The organism is Klebsiella sp. 141203, from assembly GCF_032601985.1.
Classification (GTDB): domain Bacteria; phylum Pseudomonadota; class Gammaproteobacteria; order Enterobacterales; family Enterobacteriaceae; genus Klebsiella; species Klebsiella aerogenes.
Genome location: NZ_JAQIRL010000004.1, coordinates 33,291 through 49,717 on the forward strand (window position 1 = coordinate 33,291; position 16,427 = coordinate 49,717).

The window sequence follows — 16,427 nt, forward strand, 5'->3', positions numbered from 1 at the left end:
CCTTATTTTCATTGTCATACAGGTAAAATCTTGCCGTAAACCTGATGTCACAATTAAATCCAATTCATTGAAAATATTGATTTTAATTTCCTTTCGTCGAACGCATTTTTGCGTGTCATAAAACTGTCATAATTCGTACATTTTACTGTCACCTGTTTGTCCTATTTTGCTCACCATAGCTTCGAAACAACGGTTTACGAATCCCAGCAGGAGACATTATGAACGTTATGCGTACCACCGTCGCAACAGTTGTCGCCGCGACCTTATCGATGAGCGCTTTCTCTGCTTTCGCAGCAGCAAGCCTGACTGGCGCAGGTGCAACTTTCCCTGCTCCGGTGTATGCCAAATGGGCTGATACCTATCAGAAAGAAACGGGCAATAAAGTTAACTACCAGGGGATCGGTTCCTCTGGCGGCGTTAAACAGATTATTGCCAACACCGTGGATTTTGGTGCTTCTGATGCTCCTCTGGCTGATGACAAACTGGCGCAGGAAGGCCTGTTCCAGTTCCCGACCGTTATCGGCGGCGTGGTGCTGGCGGTTAACCTGCCGGGCGTTAAATCCGGCGAGCTGGTGCTCGATGGTAAAACCCTTGGCGACATCTATCTGGGTAAAATCAAAAAATGGGATGACGAAGCGATCGCTAAACTCAACCCTGGCCTGAAGCTGCCGGCTCAGAACATCGCCGTGGTTCGCCGCGCGGATGGTTCCGGTACTTCTTTCGTCTTCACCAGCTATCTGGCGAAAGTGAACGAAGAGTGGAAATCTAAAATTGGCGCAGGTTCTACCGTAAACTGGCCAACCGGCCTGGGCGGTAAAGGCAACGACGGTATCGCGGCCTTCGTTCAGCGTCTGCCGGGCGCTATCGGCTACGTCGAGTATGCTTACGCTAAGCAGAATAACCTGGCCTACACCAAACTGCTGTCCGCTGACGGCAAGCCGGTCAGCCCGACGGAAGATAACTTCGCTAATGCGGCGAAAGGTATCGACTGGAGCAAGTCCTTCGCTCAGGACCTGACTAACCAGAAAGGTGAAAATGCATGGCCGATCACCTCAACCACTTTCATCCTCGTCCACAAGGCTTCCAATAAGCCGGAGAATACCGCGGAAGTGCTGAAGTTCTTCGACTGGGCATACAAAAACGGCGGCAAAGAAGCGAATGCGCTGGATTACGCCAGCCTGCCGGATAGCGTGGTTGAGCAGGTACGCGCCGCATGGAAAACCAACGTGAAAGACAGCAGCGGTAAAGCGCTGTACTAATACCCGCGGAATGTCGAGCTGCCGGCGAGCTTCCTGCAGCTCGAATTATTTCGGGTATAGCATTACCTTTGCCCGTAAGCTCAGTAAAATGCTGGGTTTTTGGGCCCGAACTTAAAGAGTAACCTATGGCTGCAACCAAGCCGGCATTCAACCCTCCGGGGAAAAAGGGTGACATGATCTTCAGCGCACTGGTAAAACTGGCTGCGCTGATTGTGCTATTGATGCTGGGTGGCATCATCGTCTCCCTCATCATCTCTTCATGGCCAAGTATTCAGAAATTTGGCTTTTCCTTTTTGTGGACCAAAGAGTGGGATGCGCCGAATGAGATCTTCGGTGCGCTGGTACCGATTTACGGGACCCTGGTTACCTCAATTATCGCGTTGTTGATCGCCGTTCCGGTGAGCTTCGGCATCGCGCTGTTCCTGACTGAACTCTCCCCAGCCTGGCTAAAACGCCCGCTGGGTATTGCTATTGAGCTGCTGGCGGCGATCCCGAGTATCGTATACGGCATGTGGGGCCTGTTTATTTTCGCCCCGCTGTTTGCGACTTACTTCCAGGAACCCGTCGGCAACGTCCTTTCGACGATCCCCTTTGTCGGCGCGCTGTTTGCCGGCCCGGCATTCGGTATTGGCATCCTGGCGGCCGGCGTCATTCTGGCCATCATGATCATTCCTTATATCGCCGCCGTAATGCGCGATGTCTTCGAGCAGACTCCGGTGATGATGAAAGAGTCCGCATATGGGATTGGCTGCACCACGTGGGAGGTGATTTGGCGCATCGTGCTGCCGTTCACCAAAAACGGGGTGATCGGCGGCGTCATGCTCGGCCTGGGGCGCGCGCTGGGTGAAACCATGGCCGTCACCTTTATCATCGGTAACACCTATCAGCTAGACAGCGCTTCGTTGTATATGCCGGGCAACAGTATTACCTCGGCGCTGGCCAATGAATTCGCGGAAGCGGAAAGCGGCCTGCACGTAGCGGCGCTGATGGAACTGGGCCTGATCCTGTTCGTTATCACCTTTATCGTTCTGGCCGCGTCGAAGTTCATGATTATGCGTCTCGCTAAGAACGAGGGGGCACGCTAATGGCAACGATCGAATTGCAAACCACCGCCGCGCTGGCGGAATCCCGTCGCAAGATGCAGGCTAAACGCCGTCTGAAGAACCGCATTGCCCTGACCCTGTCGATGGCGACTATGGCGTTTGGTCTCTTCTGGCTTATCTGGATCCTGATGTCGACCATCACGCGTGGCATCGACGGTATGAGTCTGGCGCTGTTTACCGAAATGACGCCGCCGCCGAATACCGCGGGCGGCGGTCTGGCGAATGCCCTGGCGGGCAGCGGCCTGCTGATCCTGTGGGCGACCGTCTTTGGTACGCCGCTGGGTATCATGGCCGGTATCTATCTGGCGGAATATGGCCGTAAGTCGGTACTGGCGGAAATCATCCGCTTTATCAACGATATTCTGCTTTCCGCGCCGTCTATCGTCGTGGGTCTGTTTGTCTACACCATCGTGGTGGCGCAGATGCAGCACTTCTCCGGCTGGGCGGGCGTTATCGCGCTGGCGCTGCTGCAGGTGCCTATCGTGATTCGTACCACTGAAAACATGCTGAAGCTGGTGCCGGATAGCCTACGTGAAGCAGCCTATGCGCTGGGGACGCCGAAGTGGAAGATGATTTCCGCGATCACCCTTAAGGCGTCGGTATCCGGCATTATGACCGGTATCCTGCTGGCCATTGCCCGTATCGCCGGGGAGACGGCGCCGCTGCTGTTCACCGCGCTCTCCAACCAGTTCTGGAGCACCGATATGATGCAGCCGATCGCCAACCTGCCGGTGACCATTTTTAAATTTGCCATGAGTCCGTTCGCGGAATGGCAGCAACTGGCATGGGCCGGGGTATTGATTATCACCCTGTGCGTCTTGCTGCTGAATATTCTGGCGCGCGTTGTCTTCGCGAAGAAGAAACACGGTTAATTTTTGCGGCGCGGCCTAAGCGGCGCCGAATGAGGAAGAGATTGAGATGAGTATGGTGAACGCGAATCCGGGTAAAATTTCAGTTCGTGACCTGAACTTCTACTACGGCAAATTCCATGCCCTGAAGAACATCAACCTGGATATCGCTAAGAACCAGGTGACGGCGTTTATCGGCCCGTCAGGCTGCGGTAAATCCACTCTGCTGCGTACGTTCAACAAGATGTTTGAGCTGTACCCGGAGCAGCGTGCGGAAGGCGAAATTCTGCTGGATGGCGACAATATTCTCACCAATACCCAGGATATCGCGCTGCTGCGCGCGAAAGTAGGGATGGTATTCCAGAAGCCGACGCCGTTCCCGATGTCCATCTACGACAACATCGCCTTCGGCGTGCGCCTGTTTGAGAAGCTGTCGCGCGCCGATATGGACGAGCGCGTGCAGTGGGCGTTGACCAAAGCCGCATTATGGAATGAAACCAAAGATAAACTGCACCAGAGCGGGTATTCTCTCTCCGGTGGTCAGCAGCAGCGTCTGTGTATTGCCCGCGGTATCGCGATTCGCCCGGAAGTGCTGTTGCTCGATGAACCTTGCTCAGCGCTGGACCCCATCTCCACCGGGCGCATCGAGGAGCTTATCACCGAGCTGAAGCAGGATTACACCGTCGTTATCGTTACCCACAACATGCAGCAGGCTGCGCGTTGTTCCGACCATACGGCATTTATGTATCTTGGCGAGCTGATTGAATTCAGCAACACGGACGATCTGTTTACCAAGCCCGCGAAGAAACAAACTGAAGATTATATTACTGGCCGCTACGGTTGATTGCCCTTCTGCTTTCAGGTGCTAACCCGATGGGCAATCAGGAGACATCATGGATAACTTAAATCTTAATAAACATATTTCCGGCCAGTTCAACGCAGAACTGGAGTATATACGCACCCAGGTGATGACCATGGGTGGGCTGGTGGAGCAGCAGCTTTCTGATGCGATCACCGCGATGCACAATCAGGACAGCGATCTGGCGAAGCGCGTAATCGACGGCGACAAGCAGGTCAATATGATGGAAGTGGCGATCGACGAGGCCTGCGTGCGCATCATCGCTAAACGTCAGCCGACCGCCAGCGACCTGCGGCTGGTAATGGCGATCATCAAGACTATCGCCGAGCTGGAACGTATTGGCGACGTGGCGGATAAAATCTGCCGCACCGCGCTGGAGAAGTTTTCCCAGCAGCACCAGCCGCTGCTGGTGAGCCTGGAGTCGCTGGGCCGCCATACCGTGCAGATGCTGCATGATGTGCTGGATGCCTTTGCGCGGATGGATCTTGATGAAGCGGTACGTATCTATCGCGAAGACAAGAAAGTCGACCAGGAGTATGAAGGCATCGTGCGTCAACTGATGACCTATATGATGGAAGATTCACGTACCATTCCGAGCGTCCTGACCGCGCTGTTCTGCGCGCGCTCCATCGAACGTATCGGCGATCGCTGCCAGAATATCTGCGAATATATTTTCTACTTCGTTAAAGGCCAGGATTTCCGTCACGTAGGCGGCGACGAACTGGATAAGCTGCTCGCGGGTAAAGATCCGAAAGAGTAAAGATCACGATGGTTGATTCTGGTAAAGGAAATTATCAGAATCAACTATGATTTTGCGCATAGCAGACATATTGCTGCGATTATCGTCACAATTAATACTCTGACTATTTGAGTTTTAAATTTTCTCGCGTAACAATCCCTCTCACTGACTGAGCGCTGAAGCTCAGATGGTTAAAATGGATTGTTACTGCGACAGCAGGCAAAACCTGATATTGCCCCAGGCGGCGATGTCAGGTTTTTTTGTTTTAGACGCTGAATGGTTTGCTGATACGGGTTGTTACCGCAATGAGCGGGCAAAACCTGAAGAGGATTATCTGTTAATGCAGATGGTCTCCTTCAGGTTTTTTTTTGCTACTTATTCGGCATGAAAATAAAAGCTGCAGTTACGTGGAATGGTATTAGTGCAGTTTATTAAAAACATAACGCCATTTATTAATTACGTGTTTCATTTACGCCAATGCTTATATAAGGGATTATTATGATTAGAAGAAATATGATCGCTTCGGCGATGGTTTTGCTGGCGCCGCTTTCTTATTCAACAAATCTTATTGCCGGGCAACTTACGGTTGAACAACGGCTGGAGCTTCTGGAAAAAGCGCTTCAGGACACACAAAAAGAACTCAAGAAATATCAGGATCAGGAGAAAAAAAGGAACCAGGTCTGGGCCGCCTGGTCGCAACCGGTAAATAGCCAGAAGAGCCGGAGCGCGGAAGCGCCCACGGCGACCAAAGCGGACGCTAAGCCGGATGCGGTGCTGGTCAAAAATGAACAATCCGAGCAGGGCGGTGAGCCAGCCTATAGCGCCATGACGCTGAAAGATTTTAGCAAATTCGTGAAAGATGAAATTGGCTTTAGCTATAACGGCTATTACCGTTCTGGCTGGGGAACTGCCTCGCACGGCTCGCCAAAATCGTGGGCCATCGGCTCGCTTGGCCGTTTGGGTAACGAGTATTCCGGCTGGTTTGATTTACAGCTTAAACAGCGCGTTTTTCAGGAAGGCGATAAACGTGTGGACGCCATCGTGATGCTCGATGGCAACGTGGGTCAGCAATATTCTACCGGCTGGTTTGGTGACAATGCCGGCGGCGAAAACTACCTTCAGTTCTCGGATATGTACGTCAACACCAAAGGCTTTCTGCCGTTTGCCCCGGAAGCGGATTTCTGGGTCGGTAAGCACGGCGCGCCGAAAATCGAGATCCAGATGCTGGACTGGAAAACGCAAAGAACCGATGCGGCAGCTGGCGTAGGGCTTGAAAACTGGAAGGTGGGCGCCGGTAAATTTGATATCGCGGTGGTGCGCGAAGACATCGATGACTACGACCGCTCTTTGACCAATAAGCAGCAAATTAATACCAATACCCTGGATGTACGTTACAAAGATATTCCGCTGTGGGATAAAGCCTCGCTGATGGTGAGCGGGCGCTATGTCGCTGCGAATCAGAGTTCATCAGAGAAATATAAAGAGGGGAATGAAGGTTACTATCAATGGAAAGATACCTGGATGGTGGGAACTTCGTTAACGCAGAAATTTGATAACGGCGGCTTTAACGAATTCTCATTATTACTGGCGAACAACTCCATCGCCAGCAGCTTCTCGCGCTATGCCGGATCGAGCCCGTATACCACCAATAATGGGCGTTATTATGGCGATCATACCAACGGCACCGCCGTACGCTTAACCTCACAGGGGGAAACCTATCTGCGCGATGATGTCATTATGGCTAATGCGATCGTTTATTCATTTGGTAATGACGTTTATAGCTATGAAACCGGCGCCCATTCAGATTTTGAATCTATTCGCGCCGTGGTTCGTCCGGCATATATCTGGAATAAATATAATCAGACCGGCGTTGAGTTGGGATACTTCAAACAGCAGAACAAAGATGTAACGGGTAAGAAATATAACGAATCCGGTTATAAGACCACCTTATTCCATACCTTCAAAGTAAATACCAGTATGCTGACCTCGCGCCCGGAAATCCGTTTTTATGCGACTTATATTAAAGCCGAAGATATCGATCTGGATAAGGCTGCTAACAATACCACCGCGGTTTTTGAAGATGGCAAGAACGACCAATTCGCCCTCGGCGCGCAGGCCGAAATTTGGTGGTAAGGCCGCAAGCGCCTGCTAATAAAAACGTAAAAAGGAATCAAAATGAAACGACATGCAATTTACTTCGCCCTGGCGCTGGCTGGCGCCACATTTACGGCGCACGCCGCACCGCTGCCGACGATGCCTGATGCCGCTATTCCTGTCAGCCAGTATATTACTCAGGTGAATACGGATAACAGCGTGACTTTCCGGTTATTTGCCCCCGATGCCAGGCGCGTTTCCGTCGTCACGGGGTCGACGCCGGATACCTTTGTCTCTCATGACATGACCAAAGACACCCAGGGCGTATGGACGTGGAAAAGCGATCGCCTGGCCGCCAATCTTTATGAGTACTACTTCGATGTGGATGGTTTTCGTTCCGTCGATACCGGCAGCCGCTACCAGAAACCGCAGCGCCAGGTGAATACCAGCCTGATCCTGGTGCCCGGCAGCATTCTTGACGATCGGGCAGTCCCGCACGGCGATCTGCGTACCGTCACCTACCATTCGACGGCGCTTAAGTCAGAGCGCCGCATCTATGTCTGGACGCCGCCGGGCTATAACGGCAGCGGCGAACCGTTGCCGGTGCTCTATTTCTACCACGGTTTTGGCGATAGCGGCCTGTCGGCCATCGACCAGGGGCGCATCCCGCAAATGATGGATAACCTGCTGGCGGAGGGCAAAATCAAGCCGATGCTGGTGGTGGTGCCGGATACCGAAACCGATATTCCACAAGCGATCGCGGAAAACTTCCCGCCGCAGGAGCGGCGTAAAAACTTCTATCCACTCAATGCGAAAGCCGCAGACAACGAATTGATGCACGACATCATTCCGCTGATCGATTCCCGATTTAACGTGCGTAAAGATGCCGACGGCCGGGCGCTGGCAGGGCTGTCACAGGGCGGTTACCAGGCGCTGCTGTCCGGGATGAACCATCTTGAGAGCTTCGGGTGGCTTGCCACCTTTAGCGGGGTTACGACAACCACGGTTCCCGATGCTGGCGTGGAGGCGCAGTTGAATAATCCTGACGCCATCAATAAGCAACTGCGTAACTTTACGCTGGTGGTTGGCGAAAAAGACGCCGTCACTGGCAAAGATATTGCCGGCCTGAAAAGCGAACTGGAAAAGCAGAAGATCAAATTTGATTACCACTCTTATCCCGGTCTGAATCATGAAATGGACGTCTGGCGTCCGGCCTATGCCGAGTTTGTGCAAAAGCTCTTTAAATAACCGTCAGGGGGCATGGTGCCCCCTGTCTCAACCAGTAAAGGAAGATGAGATGAAATTGATTGTGACGGAAGATTATGAAGAGATGAGCCTGGTCGCCTGCCATCATCTTTTAGGCTATATCACGGTGCCGCGACGGATGAATCTGGCGGTGACGGCGGGGAGTACGCCGAAGCGTATGTATGAGCATTTGACCGCCGCCATCAAAGGGAAATCATTCTATGATCGGGTTCACTATTACAACTTTGATGAGATTCCTTTTCGCGGCCAGCAGCGTGAAGGGGTGACGATTTCCAACCTGCGCAAGCTGTTTTTTACTCCAGCGCAAATCAAAGAAGACAACATCCATAAATTGACGCTGGAGAACGCGGCTCAACACGATCGCCGCCTCGAAGAGGCCGGCGGTCTTGACCTGGTCGTGCTGGGGCTGGGCGCCGACGGCCATTTTTGCGGCAACCTGCCGAACACCACGCGCTTTCATGATGAGACGGTTGAAGTACCGATTCAGGGGGAGCTGATTGGCATTGTCGCGAATGGTGAGATGGGGGGCGATTTCAACGTGGTGCCGGATAGCTATGTCACCATGGGGCCGAAAAGCGTGATGGCGGCAAAAAACCTGCTGCTGATTGTCAGCGGCGCGGCAAAGGCGCAAGCGCTAAAGCAGGTGGTGGAAGGCCCGGTCAGCGAACTGGTGCCGGCCTCTGTACTCAAGTTGCACCCTTCGTTGGTGATTATTGCGGATAAAGCGGCTGCGGCGGAATTGCAGCACTAAAAAGCCGCTGGCCAGCGGGGCTACCGTTGTGACCAACCGTAGCCCGACCGAGCGTAGTGACGTCGGGTCTTAACGAGTAATATCCCAGCCACGCGCTCTCCACAATGCCGGCAGCTCAGCTAAATCGGTAAAGGTCGTTACTTTCGGATGATCGATCGGTTGGTTGTGCGGGTCGGCGCAGAAGTAAAAGACTTCCATACCCGCGGCAATTCCTGATTGGGCTCCCGCGCTGGAATCATCGACCAGAATACAGTTTTCGACTTGTACCTGCATGGCCTCTGCCGCATGGAACATCAGCGCCGGGTCGGGTTTCCAGCGCTGAATGTCGTAACCGCTGTACAGCCGGTCTGGGAAGTGGTGCAGCATCTGCGTTCTACCGAGCGAATGCTGCATTTTACTGACCGGGCCATTCGACACCACGCACATGGGGATCTTCACCGCGTCCAGCAACGCAGCGGCGCCGGGGATGATCTCCAGCTCGCTATCGAACAGACGGGCGACTTCGGCGCGATACACCGGCTCCAGAGTCTCTTTCTGCAGGTTAACGCCATATTCAGCGTTGATGGTGTCGATAATCTCGTACAGCTTAACGCCCTTGAAGCGCTTAAAAATTTCGGCTAAATCCAGCGTAATACCGAATTCCTGAAACATGTGAACATAGGCGCGTGAGCAAATCACCTCGCTATCGACCAGCGTGCCGTCACAATCGAAAAATACTGCTTGTGGTTGGGTCATACTTTTTCCAGTTTAACAAGTTTAACGTTTTCGTAATGCTCAATGCCGCGACGCAATCGTTGCCGTATAAGCAAAATAAATGAAAAAAATTACCATACAACCGCGCCTGGTGCCGTAATTTGGTATAGGATAGCCTCGAATTTTCCCTCCTTTACGTTCGGAAACCGATAATGAGTCAACAACCAACCAGCCAGTCTTCTGGCCAGGGTCTGCTGGAGCGCGTATTTAAACTGCGCGAGCACGGCACCACGGTGCGCACTGAAGCGATCGCCGGTTTCACCACGTTCCTGACGATGGTCTACATCGTCTTCGTGAACCCACAAATTCTTGGCGTGGCGGGTATGGATACCAGCGCTGTCTTTGTGACCACCTGTCTGATCGCGGCCTTCGGCAGCATCCTGATGGGGCTGTTCGCGAATCTGCCGGTGGCGCTGGCGCCAGCGATGGGTCTGAATGCCTTCTTTGCCTTCGTGGTGGTTCAGGCGATGGGCCTGCCGTGGCAGGTGGGAATGGGCGCGATTTTCTGGGGCGCCGTCGGCCTGCTGCTGCTGACCCTCTTCCGCGTACGCTACTGGATGATTGCCAATATCCCGGTGAGCCTGCGCGTCGGGATCACCAGCGGTATCGGGCTGTTTATCGGCATGATGGGCCTGAAGAACGCTGGCGTTATCGTGGCGAACCAGGACACGTTGGTCAGCATTGGCAACCTGACTTCCCATAGCGTGCTGCTGGGCGTTCTCGGGTTCTTTATTATCGCTATCCTGGCATCGCGTAATATTCATGCCGCCGTTCTGGTCTCTATCGTCGTTACCACCCTGTTGGGCTGGATGCTCGGCGATGTGCACTACACCGGCATCGTCTCCGCGCCGCCGAGCGTAACCTCGGTTGTGGGTCAGGTCGATCTGGCCGGTTCGCTGAACCTTGGCCTGGCGGGCGTGATCTTCTCGTTCATGCTGGTTAACCTGTTCGACTCCTCCGGCACCCTGATTGGCGTCACCGATAAAGCCGGGCTGGCGGATGCGCAGGGTAAATTCCCGCGCATGAAGCAGGCGCTGTTTGTCGATAGCGTGTCGTCCGTCGCCGGCTCCTTTATTGGCACCTCTTCGGTTACGGCCTATATCGAATCCTCCTCCGGCGTTTCCGTTGGCGGGCGTACCGGCCTGACCGCCGTTGTCGTGGGTATCCTGTTCCTGCTGGTCATCTTCCTGTCGCCGCTGGCGGGGATGGTTCCGGCCTATGCTGCCGCCGGGGCGCTGATTTACGTTGGCGTGCTGATGACCTCAAGTCTGGCGCGCGTGAAGTGGGATGACCTGACGGAAGCGGTACCGGCGTTTATCACCGCGGTGATGATGCCGTTCAGCTTCTCGATTACCGAAGGTATCGCCCTGGGCTTTATTTCCTACTGCGTGATGAAGATTGGTACCGGCCGTCTGCGTGAACTCAGCCCGTGCGTGATTATCGTTTCGCTGCTGTTCGTGCTGAAAATTGTCTTTATCGATGCGCATTGATCCGCACACATGATGAGAAAGCCCGGCATCGCTGCCGGGCTTTTTTTATGCTTTAACCCGCTGAATATAATCGCCAAAGGCGGTCAATTGGCCGCGCAGATGGTCCAGCGTGCTCTGATCGACCACTTCCCCTGCCTGCGGATCGACTTTGTTCTGAATCACGCCGCCCATAAACTCCGGCTTGTTCATCACCATCGCATCGAGGAAGACCAGAATCTGGCGCAGATGATACTGACAACGCGCCCCGCCGATAGCGCCCATTGAGCTGGTCTGGATCAGCACCGGCTTACCGGCCAGCGGCTGTTCCGGCAGACGTGAGAGCCAGTCGATGGCGTTCTTCAGGCCGCCGGGTACCGAGTAGTTATATTCCGGGGTAACGATCACCACGCCGTCCGCTTCGCGGATTTGTTTCGCGATCTCCTGCACGCTCTGCGGGAACCCCTCTTCCTGTTGGATATCGGCATCGTACAGCGGAATATCGCCGATCGACGGCAGCGCGGAGATTTCCATGCCCGCAGGCGCAATGCCTGGCAGCGTGCGCGCAACCATGGCATTAAAAGAACCTTTGCGCAGACTTCCGAGTAACGTAACAACTTTCAACGTATCAGACATGAGTGCTCCTTTGCATCATGATGGCCGGCTAAACCGGTCAGTTGAGGGAGAATACTTTTTCTACCGGTAAGCTGGTAAAGCGCATCAGGCGCGCGTCAGTCTCTTTGGCGCGCGTTTGCGCATCAGGCAGGCAGCGCCAGCCCTCTTTACTATCAAATTCCCAGACCTTCAGCGGCCCGATATTCGGGGTGACGGCGATTGACCACACCAGCAGCGTCTCAGCATCGCAGATGGCTTCAATCGATTGGGTGCCAGCGGTACGCAGGCGACCAGACCCCGGCAGCAGTTGTACTCGCACGGGGGCTTCACCGGTGAGCTTCAGCACGCTTCGGCGCAGCGCCACCAGTTGAGCGCGGGCTTCATCCGGATCGTGCTGGATGTTAATCCATAAATTCTCATTGCTATTGAAGACATAGCGATCCGCGGCATGCAGAGGATGGACGCCACGCGAGGCGTGCTGCAGTTCCATATCGAGACCGCAGTCACCTTCGGTCGTCAGCGCTACGCCGACGATATTCCCGGCATAAGAGATGGAAAAGCGGGGAAGGTGGGGATCGCGAAATACGGGCCGTCCACTGGGTTCGCTGATGATTTCCGGCAGCTCGCCGATACCATAAAGCATGAAAAGCAGTTCAGCGAGCAGCGAACGCGAGGCGCGATAGCGGCTCTGTCGGTATTCGGGTAGGTTACGTGCGGATTGATGACATGCCGCCGACAAACGCGTCGATAGCGGCTCCCTGGTGTTGAGTATCCCTCTTGCAAAATGCGTTGCCATTCGTCGCTCCGTGATTAATGGTCAGAGATAAAAATTGTGAATGATATTATCGCTCACAATGAGCAGGTTTTAATGCGGAAATTCTTCCTTGAGAAGGGATAATGTCTGACTTTTACAATTTCTTGCGCAACAACGTGAGGATGATGGGCAATTTCCCTACAGCGTATTGGAATAGAGCTGTTTAAGGGTCTCTCTGAGCCATACGATCTTTGGATTATAGCTATTACGCTTATGCCACAGCAGGGTGAACGGCACGCGCATTTTTTCCAGCAGCTGCGGCTCCAGCGGCAGCGGGCGCGATACCAGCGGCAGATGGTGTTGCTGATTATAGTGCTGACAATAGCGTGGCGCGGTGGCTATCATGGTGTGATTCGGCTGCGCCGCCATAAACAATGACTGTTCAAAGCCGGGTAAGGTTAGCGCGACGGTGCGCTTGTAGCCCAGATCATGTAATACATCATCCAGCGCCCAGGTATCGCTCTGTTCCCAGCAGATATTGATGTGCGGATAGCGCAGGAAAGCCGCCAGGTTCCACTCTTCATTAAGCGCCGGATGATCGGCGCGCAGCCACACCTGCGGCAGGTCGCTAAACAGGATATCAAAATCGATATACCACGGCAGCAGGCTCAGCTGTTCGCGCGAACGGGGATGGGTTTCCCGGCCGCAAAAACCGATATCAACCTCGCCGCGAATAATGGCATCCAGCGAGTCGTAATCCCAGTTGCGTAAACGGATCAGCGCCTGTGGATAACGTTGATAAATTTGCTGGGAGAGGGTGTTGAACAGGATCATCAGCAGCGGCGATTCCGCCGCCAGCTCGAACTTCAGGCCGCTTGGCATGGTGTGGTGCGGTTTATCGAGGATCTGATTGCCCATCTGCATCCAGTCGGCGAGATCCTGCTCCATGCTGCTCATTAACGGCGTTGGCGCCAGCCCTAGTGGGGTTTTAACAAATAGCGGATCGTCAAACCAGGCGCGTAGCTTGGCCAATGATTTACTCACCGCCGACGGCGAAACGTTCATCCGTTTCGCCGTGCGGGTGACGCTGCGCTCCTGGGTCAGAAGCTGCAGGCACAGCAGGAGATTAAGATCGAGACTCGACAGGGATTTCTTCATTATCTTGCGTCGCGCGCGCCGGCGAGACGACCAGTATCAGAACAATACTGACTATGCTACAGGCAATGAGTATCCCGATCAGCATATTCATGGCGCTCAGCCCGATGATAGCAGCCAGCCAAATCCACAGCGAAGAACCACAGACCTGAGCGATACCGAGGGCGGAACTGGCGACGCCCGCGCGCAGCGTGAAAGGCCCTAGCGCCTGGCTCATCGCGACGCCAAAGCCGACCGAGAAACCCGCGCAGATCATGCCTAATCCCAGCATGGTGATGGGCTGGCTGGCGGCGAGGCTCAATACCACGCCAGCGACAAGGAACAACGTCTGCGAGGTCAGCATCAGGGTGCGTGGTTTAAACAGCGTCAGGGCGAACGGCGTGGAGAACGACACGGCCATGCTGACCATCGCCATCAGCGCCATCGCCATTGAATAAGTTCCGCGGTCGAAACCCATCTCTTCCATCATCAGCACCGGAGAGACGTTCACGTAGGTCAGAATTGCGGTGACGCTGAGAGTCGTAATGACTATGCGGCTAAGGAAAAACCGGTTTAGCAGCGATTCAGCAGTGGCATTATGCTGTGCGCCTGCCTGCGGATGCGTTGTCGGGCGCGTCTCGCGCAGCATAAACACCGACAATAACCCTACCATCACCCCCATGCCTGTCATGGTGTAGAACAGGCTCTGCCACGGATATTTCAACATGATCAGATGGCCAAGTACCGGCGCGAGAACGGGAATGATGCAGGTAATGCCATTAAGCAGCGACAGTACCTTGGCGCGGCGGCGCTCGTCCAGCGTATCGCGCAGAACGGCAAAAGCGACGACGTAGCAGCTTCCCGCGCCGATCCCCTGGATAAAGCGGCCGATCAGGAAATGCGTGCTGTTATGCGCCTGCGAGCACAGTAGCGAGGCCAGTATGAAGGTGATGGCGCCGAAAATCGCGACCGGTTTACGCCCGGATTTATCCGCCGCCCGCCCGGCAAAAAGCATCGCGGTAGCCATACCGGCTAAATAGACCGAGAAGGCGATATGCAGCTGCGCCTCGCTGGCGCCAAGATCCTGGGCGATGCGCGGTAGGCCGACCAGATACATATCAATGCCGGATGGATAGAGCAGTACCAAAGCGAAACTGCAGATAAGAAAGCGTGCCATAGGACCCTCGCAATAAGAATGGCGTACAGCATAGTGGCTAGCGCCAGGGAGTACGAGTTGCCATTTGGACAACACTCTTTTCCTGAAAGGAAAAACAGGTGATTGCTTCACAGAGTTGATGTGATTAGGGACATTAAATAAAAAAACCGCCATAACAGAACGTTATGGCGGGTTAGTAGATGCTTACCAGTAACGCTTACTTACCGATACAGAAACTGGAGAAGATGCGGCCCAGCAGGTCGTCAGAGGTAAATTCGCCGGTGATTTCGCTTAATGCCTGTTGCGACAGACGCAGCTCCTCCGCCAGCAGCTCCCCGGCCCACGCGCCCAGCAGCTGGGCCTTGCCCTGCTGCAGATGGTTCGCCGCCGCTTCCAGCGCCTGCAGGTGGCGACGACGGGCGAGGAAACCGCCTTCCATGTTGGTATCGAAGCCCATGCTCTGCTTAAGGTGGTTGCGTAGCACCTCGACCCCTTCACCGGTACGCGCCGACAGGCGGATCAGTGAGTGGCCATTTACTTCGCTGAGCCCCAGCGCTTCGCCGGTGACGTCGGCTTTATTACGCACCACGGTAATCGGCAGCTTAGCGGGCAGGCGCTCGATAAAGTCCGGCCAGATCTCCGCCGGGTCAACGGCGCTGGTGGTGGTGCCGTCGACCATAAACAGCACCCGATCCGCCTGTTCAATTTCCTGCCAGGCGCGTTCAATGCCGATTCGCTCCACTTCATCACTGGCGTCACGCAGGCCTGCGGTATCGATGATATGCAGCGGCATACCGTCGATGTGAATATGTTCGCGCAGTACGTCGCGGGTGGTGCCGGCGATATCGGTGACGATCGCCGCTTCTCGTCCGGCCAGCGCGTTGAGCAGGCTGGATTTACCGGCGTTTGGCCGCCCGGCGATCACCACTTTCATCCCTTCACGCAGCAGGCTGCCCTGACGGGCTTCGGCCCGGACGGCATCGAGATCGGCGATCACGTCGTTCAGTTGGGCTTCAATTTTACCGTCGGAGAGGAAATCAATTTCTTCATCCGGGAAATCAATCGCCGCTTCCACGTAGATGCGCAGGTGAGTGAGTGCTTCCACTAGATGGTTCACACGCGCGGAGAAGGCCCCTTGCAAGGAGTTCAACGCCGAACGGGCCGCCTGCTCTGAGCTGGCGTCGATAAGATCGGCGATGGCCTCTGCCTGCGCCAGGTCGAGCTTGTCGTTGAGGAACGCGCGCTCGGAAAACTCGCCCGGATTGGCGATGCGAACGCCGGGCAACGTCAGAATACGTTTGAGCAGCAGATCCAGAATGACCGGGCCGCCGTGGCCCTGCAGTTCGAGGACATCTTCGCCGGTAAAGGAGTTCGGCCCCGGAAACCACAGCGCAATCCCCTGATCCAGCGGCGTACCGTCGGCGTCTTTGAACGGCAGATAGTCGGCATAGCGCGGCTTCGGCAGCTTGCCGAGTACCGCCTGCGCGACGTCGCGCGCCTTAAGGCCGGAGATACGCAGGATGCCCACACCCCCGCGTCCCGGTGGGGTTGCCTGGGCGACGATAGTGTCGTTATGGCTCATGATATGTCTCTTCAAATCGCAATAAAAAAAGGCGGTCATTCGACCGCC

At 54.8% G+C, this 16,427-nt stretch carries 16 protein-coding genes; 10 read left to right on the forward strand and 6 right to left on the reverse strand.

What is annotated here, in order from left to right; genetic code table 11:
* Positions 1-218: 218 nt before the first annotated feature.
* The 9 genes from pstS (at position 219) to PGR29_RS16660 (ending at position 8,919) form a co-directional block, all read left to right on the forward strand.
* Positions 219-1,259, forward strand: coding sequence for a phosphate ABC transporter substrate-binding protein PstS (pstS, locus tag PGR29_RS16620; protein ID WP_015369012.1), 1,041 nt, complete (start codon positions 219-221; stop codon positions 1,257-1,259).
* Positions 1,260-1,384: 125 nt separating this feature from the next.
* Complete coding sequence (pstC, locus tag PGR29_RS16625; protein WP_015703914.1) at positions 1,385-2,344, forward strand: phosphate ABC transporter permease PstC; 960 nt, start codon at positions 1,385-1,387, stop codon at positions 2,342-2,344.
* Positions 2,344-3,234: a phosphate ABC transporter permease PstA gene (gene pstA, locus PGR29_RS16630; protein WP_015369014.1), complete on the forward strand. Its 891-nt coding sequence runs from the start codon at positions 2,344-2,346 to the stop codon at positions 3,232-3,234. The genes pstC and pstA overlap by 1 nt, the downstream gene beginning before the upstream one ends.
* Before the next feature lie 46 nt (positions 3,235-3,280).
* On the forward strand, positions 3,281-4,054 hold the full coding sequence (gene pstB / locus PGR29_RS16635) for a phosphate ABC transporter ATP-binding protein PstB (RefSeq protein ID WP_015369015.1): 774 nt from the start codon (positions 3,281-3,283) through the stop codon (positions 4,052-4,054).
* Between the two features lie 49 nt (positions 4,055-4,103).
* Entirely contained in the window at positions 4,104-4,829 is a 726-nt protein-coding gene (gene phoU / locus PGR29_RS16640; protein WP_004145007.1) for a phosphate signaling complex protein PhoU, read from the forward strand.
* A gap of 166 nt (positions 4,830-4,995) precedes the next feature.
* Positions 4,996-5,196 (forward strand): hypothetical protein, encoded by a 201-nt coding sequence (locus PGR29_RS16645; RefSeq protein ID WP_316424932.1) that lies wholly within the window; start codon positions 4,996-4,998, stop codon positions 5,194-5,196.
* Positions 5,197-5,306: 110 nt separating this feature from the next.
* The gene (locus tag PGR29_RS16650) at positions 5,307-6,941 is read left to right on the forward strand and encodes a carbohydrate porin (protein ID WP_113374102.1); all 1,635 of its coding nucleotides are present in this window, start codon (positions 5,307-5,309) and stop codon (positions 6,939-6,941) included.
* A 42-nt stretch (positions 6,942-6,983) separates the two neighbouring features.
* Positions 6,984-8,150, forward strand: coding sequence for an alpha/beta hydrolase-fold protein (locus PGR29_RS16655; RefSeq protein WP_087858867.1), 1,167 nt, complete (start codon positions 6,984-6,986; stop codon positions 8,148-8,150).
* Positions 8,151-8,199: 49 nt separating this feature from the next.
* Positions 8,200-8,919: a glucosamine-6-phosphate deaminase gene (locus tag PGR29_RS16660; RefSeq protein WP_316424936.1), complete on the forward strand. Its 720-nt coding sequence runs from the start codon at positions 8,200-8,202 to the stop codon at positions 8,917-8,919.
* A 69-nt stretch (positions 8,920-8,988) separates the two neighbouring features.
* Here the strand turns inward: PGR29_RS16660 and yieH are convergent, their stop codons facing one another.
* The gene (yieH, locus tag PGR29_RS16665) at positions 8,989-9,654 is read right to left on the reverse strand and encodes a 6-phosphogluconate phosphatase (protein WP_015369020.1); all 666 of its coding nucleotides are present in this window, start codon (positions 9,652-9,654) and stop codon (positions 8,989-8,991) included.
* A gap of 170 nt (positions 9,655-9,824) precedes the next feature.
* Between yieH and PGR29_RS16670 the strand changes: the two genes are divergently transcribed.
* A complete protein-coding gene (locus PGR29_RS16670; RefSeq protein WP_015369021.1) occupies positions 9,825-11,162 on the forward strand; it encodes an NCS2 family permease in 1,338 nt (445 codons plus the stop codon).
* A 45-nt stretch (positions 11,163-11,207) separates the two neighbouring features.
* On the opposite strand, the gene PGR29_RS16675 is transcribed toward PGR29_RS16670, so the two are convergent.
* From PGR29_RS16675 to mnmE, 5 genes are all read right to left on the reverse strand, one after another.
* Positions 11,208-11,774 carry an NADPH-dependent FMN reductase gene (locus tag PGR29_RS16675; protein ID WP_045378124.1) on the reverse strand — a complete coding sequence of 189 codons (567 nt, stop codon included), beginning with the start codon at positions 11,772-11,774 and terminating at the stop codon, positions 11,208-11,210.
* Between the two features lie 37 nt (positions 11,775-11,811).
* Positions 11,812-12,396 carry a 4'-phosphopantetheinyl transferase family protein gene (locus tag PGR29_RS16680; RefSeq protein WP_183269086.1) on the reverse strand — a complete coding sequence of 195 codons (585 nt, stop codon included), beginning with the start codon at positions 12,394-12,396 and terminating at the stop codon, positions 11,812-11,814.
* A 309-nt stretch (positions 12,397-12,705) separates the two neighbouring features.
* Complete coding sequence (gene yidZ / locus PGR29_RS16685) at positions 12,706-13,665, reverse strand: HTH-type transcriptional regulator YidZ (protein ID WP_063414963.1); 960 nt, start codon at positions 13,663-13,665, stop codon at positions 12,706-12,708.
* Positions 13,634-14,818 (reverse strand): MFS transporter, encoded by a 1,185-nt coding sequence (locus PGR29_RS16690; RefSeq protein WP_047065769.1) that lies wholly within the window; start codon positions 14,816-14,818, stop codon positions 13,634-13,636. Before PGR29_RS16690 ends, yidZ begins: the two co-directional genes overlap by 32 nt.
* A gap of 196 nt (positions 14,819-15,014) precedes the next feature.
* A complete protein-coding gene (gene mnmE / locus PGR29_RS16695) occupies positions 15,015-16,379 on the reverse strand; it encodes a tRNA uridine-5-carboxymethylaminomethyl(34) synthesis GTPase MnmE (protein ID WP_087858872.1) in 1,365 nt (454 codons plus the stop codon).
* Between the last annotated feature and the right edge of the window lie 48 nt (positions 16,380-16,427).

Coding starts and splice junctions, on each gene's coding strand:
- pstS (WP_015369012.1), top strand. CDS start 219: ATGAACGTTATGCGTACCACCGTCGCAACAGTTGTCGCCGCGACCTTA.
- pstC (WP_015703914.1), top strand. CDS start 1,385: ATGGCTGCAACCAAGCCGGCATTCAACCCTCCGGGGAAAAAGGGTGAC.
- pstA (WP_015369014.1), top strand. CDS start 2,344: ATGGCAACGATCGAATTGCAAACCACCGCCGCGCTGGCGGAATCCCGT.
- pstB (WP_015369015.1), top strand. CDS start 3,281: ATGAGTATGGTGAACGCGAATCCGGGTAAAATTTCAGTTCGTGACCTG.
- phoU (WP_004145007.1), top strand. CDS start 4,104: ATGGATAACTTAAATCTTAATAAACATATTTCCGGCCAGTTCAACGCA.
- PGR29_RS16645 (WP_316424932.1), top strand. CDS start 4,996: ATGGTTAAAATGGATTGTTACTGCGACAGCAGGCAAAACCTGATATTG.
- PGR29_RS16650 (WP_113374102.1), top strand. CDS start 5,307: ATGATTAGAAGAAATATGATCGCTTCGGCGATGGTTTTGCTGGCGCCG.
- PGR29_RS16655 (WP_087858867.1), top strand. CDS start 6,984: ATGAAACGACATGCAATTTACTTCGCCCTGGCGCTGGCTGGCGCCACA.
- PGR29_RS16660 (WP_316424936.1), top strand. CDS start 8,200: ATGAAATTGATTGTGACGGAAGATTATGAAGAGATGAGCCTGGTCGCC.
- yieH (WP_015369020.1), bottom strand. CDS start 9,654: ATGACCCAACCACAAGCAGTATTTTTCGATTGTGACGGCACGCTGGTC.
- PGR29_RS16670 (WP_015369021.1), top strand. CDS start 9,825: ATGAGTCAACAACCAACCAGCCAGTCTTCTGGCCAGGGTCTGCTGGAG.
- PGR29_RS16675 (WP_045378124.1), bottom strand. CDS start 11,774: ATGTCTGATACGTTGAAAGTTGTTACGTTACTCGGAAGTCTGCGCAAA.
- PGR29_RS16680 (WP_183269086.1), bottom strand. CDS start 12,396: ATGCTTTATGGTATCGGCGAGCTGCCGGAAATCATCAGCGAACCCAGT.
- yidZ (WP_063414963.1), bottom strand. CDS start 13,665: ATGAAGAAATCCCTGTCGAGTCTCGATCTTAATCTCCTGCTGTGCCTG.
- PGR29_RS16690 (WP_047065769.1), bottom strand. CDS start 14,818: ATGGCACGCTTTCTTATCTGCAGTTTCGCTTTGGTACTGCTCTATCCA.
- mnmE (WP_087858872.1), bottom strand. CDS start 16,379: ATGAGCCATAACGACACTATCGTCGCCCAGGCAACCCCACCGGGACGC.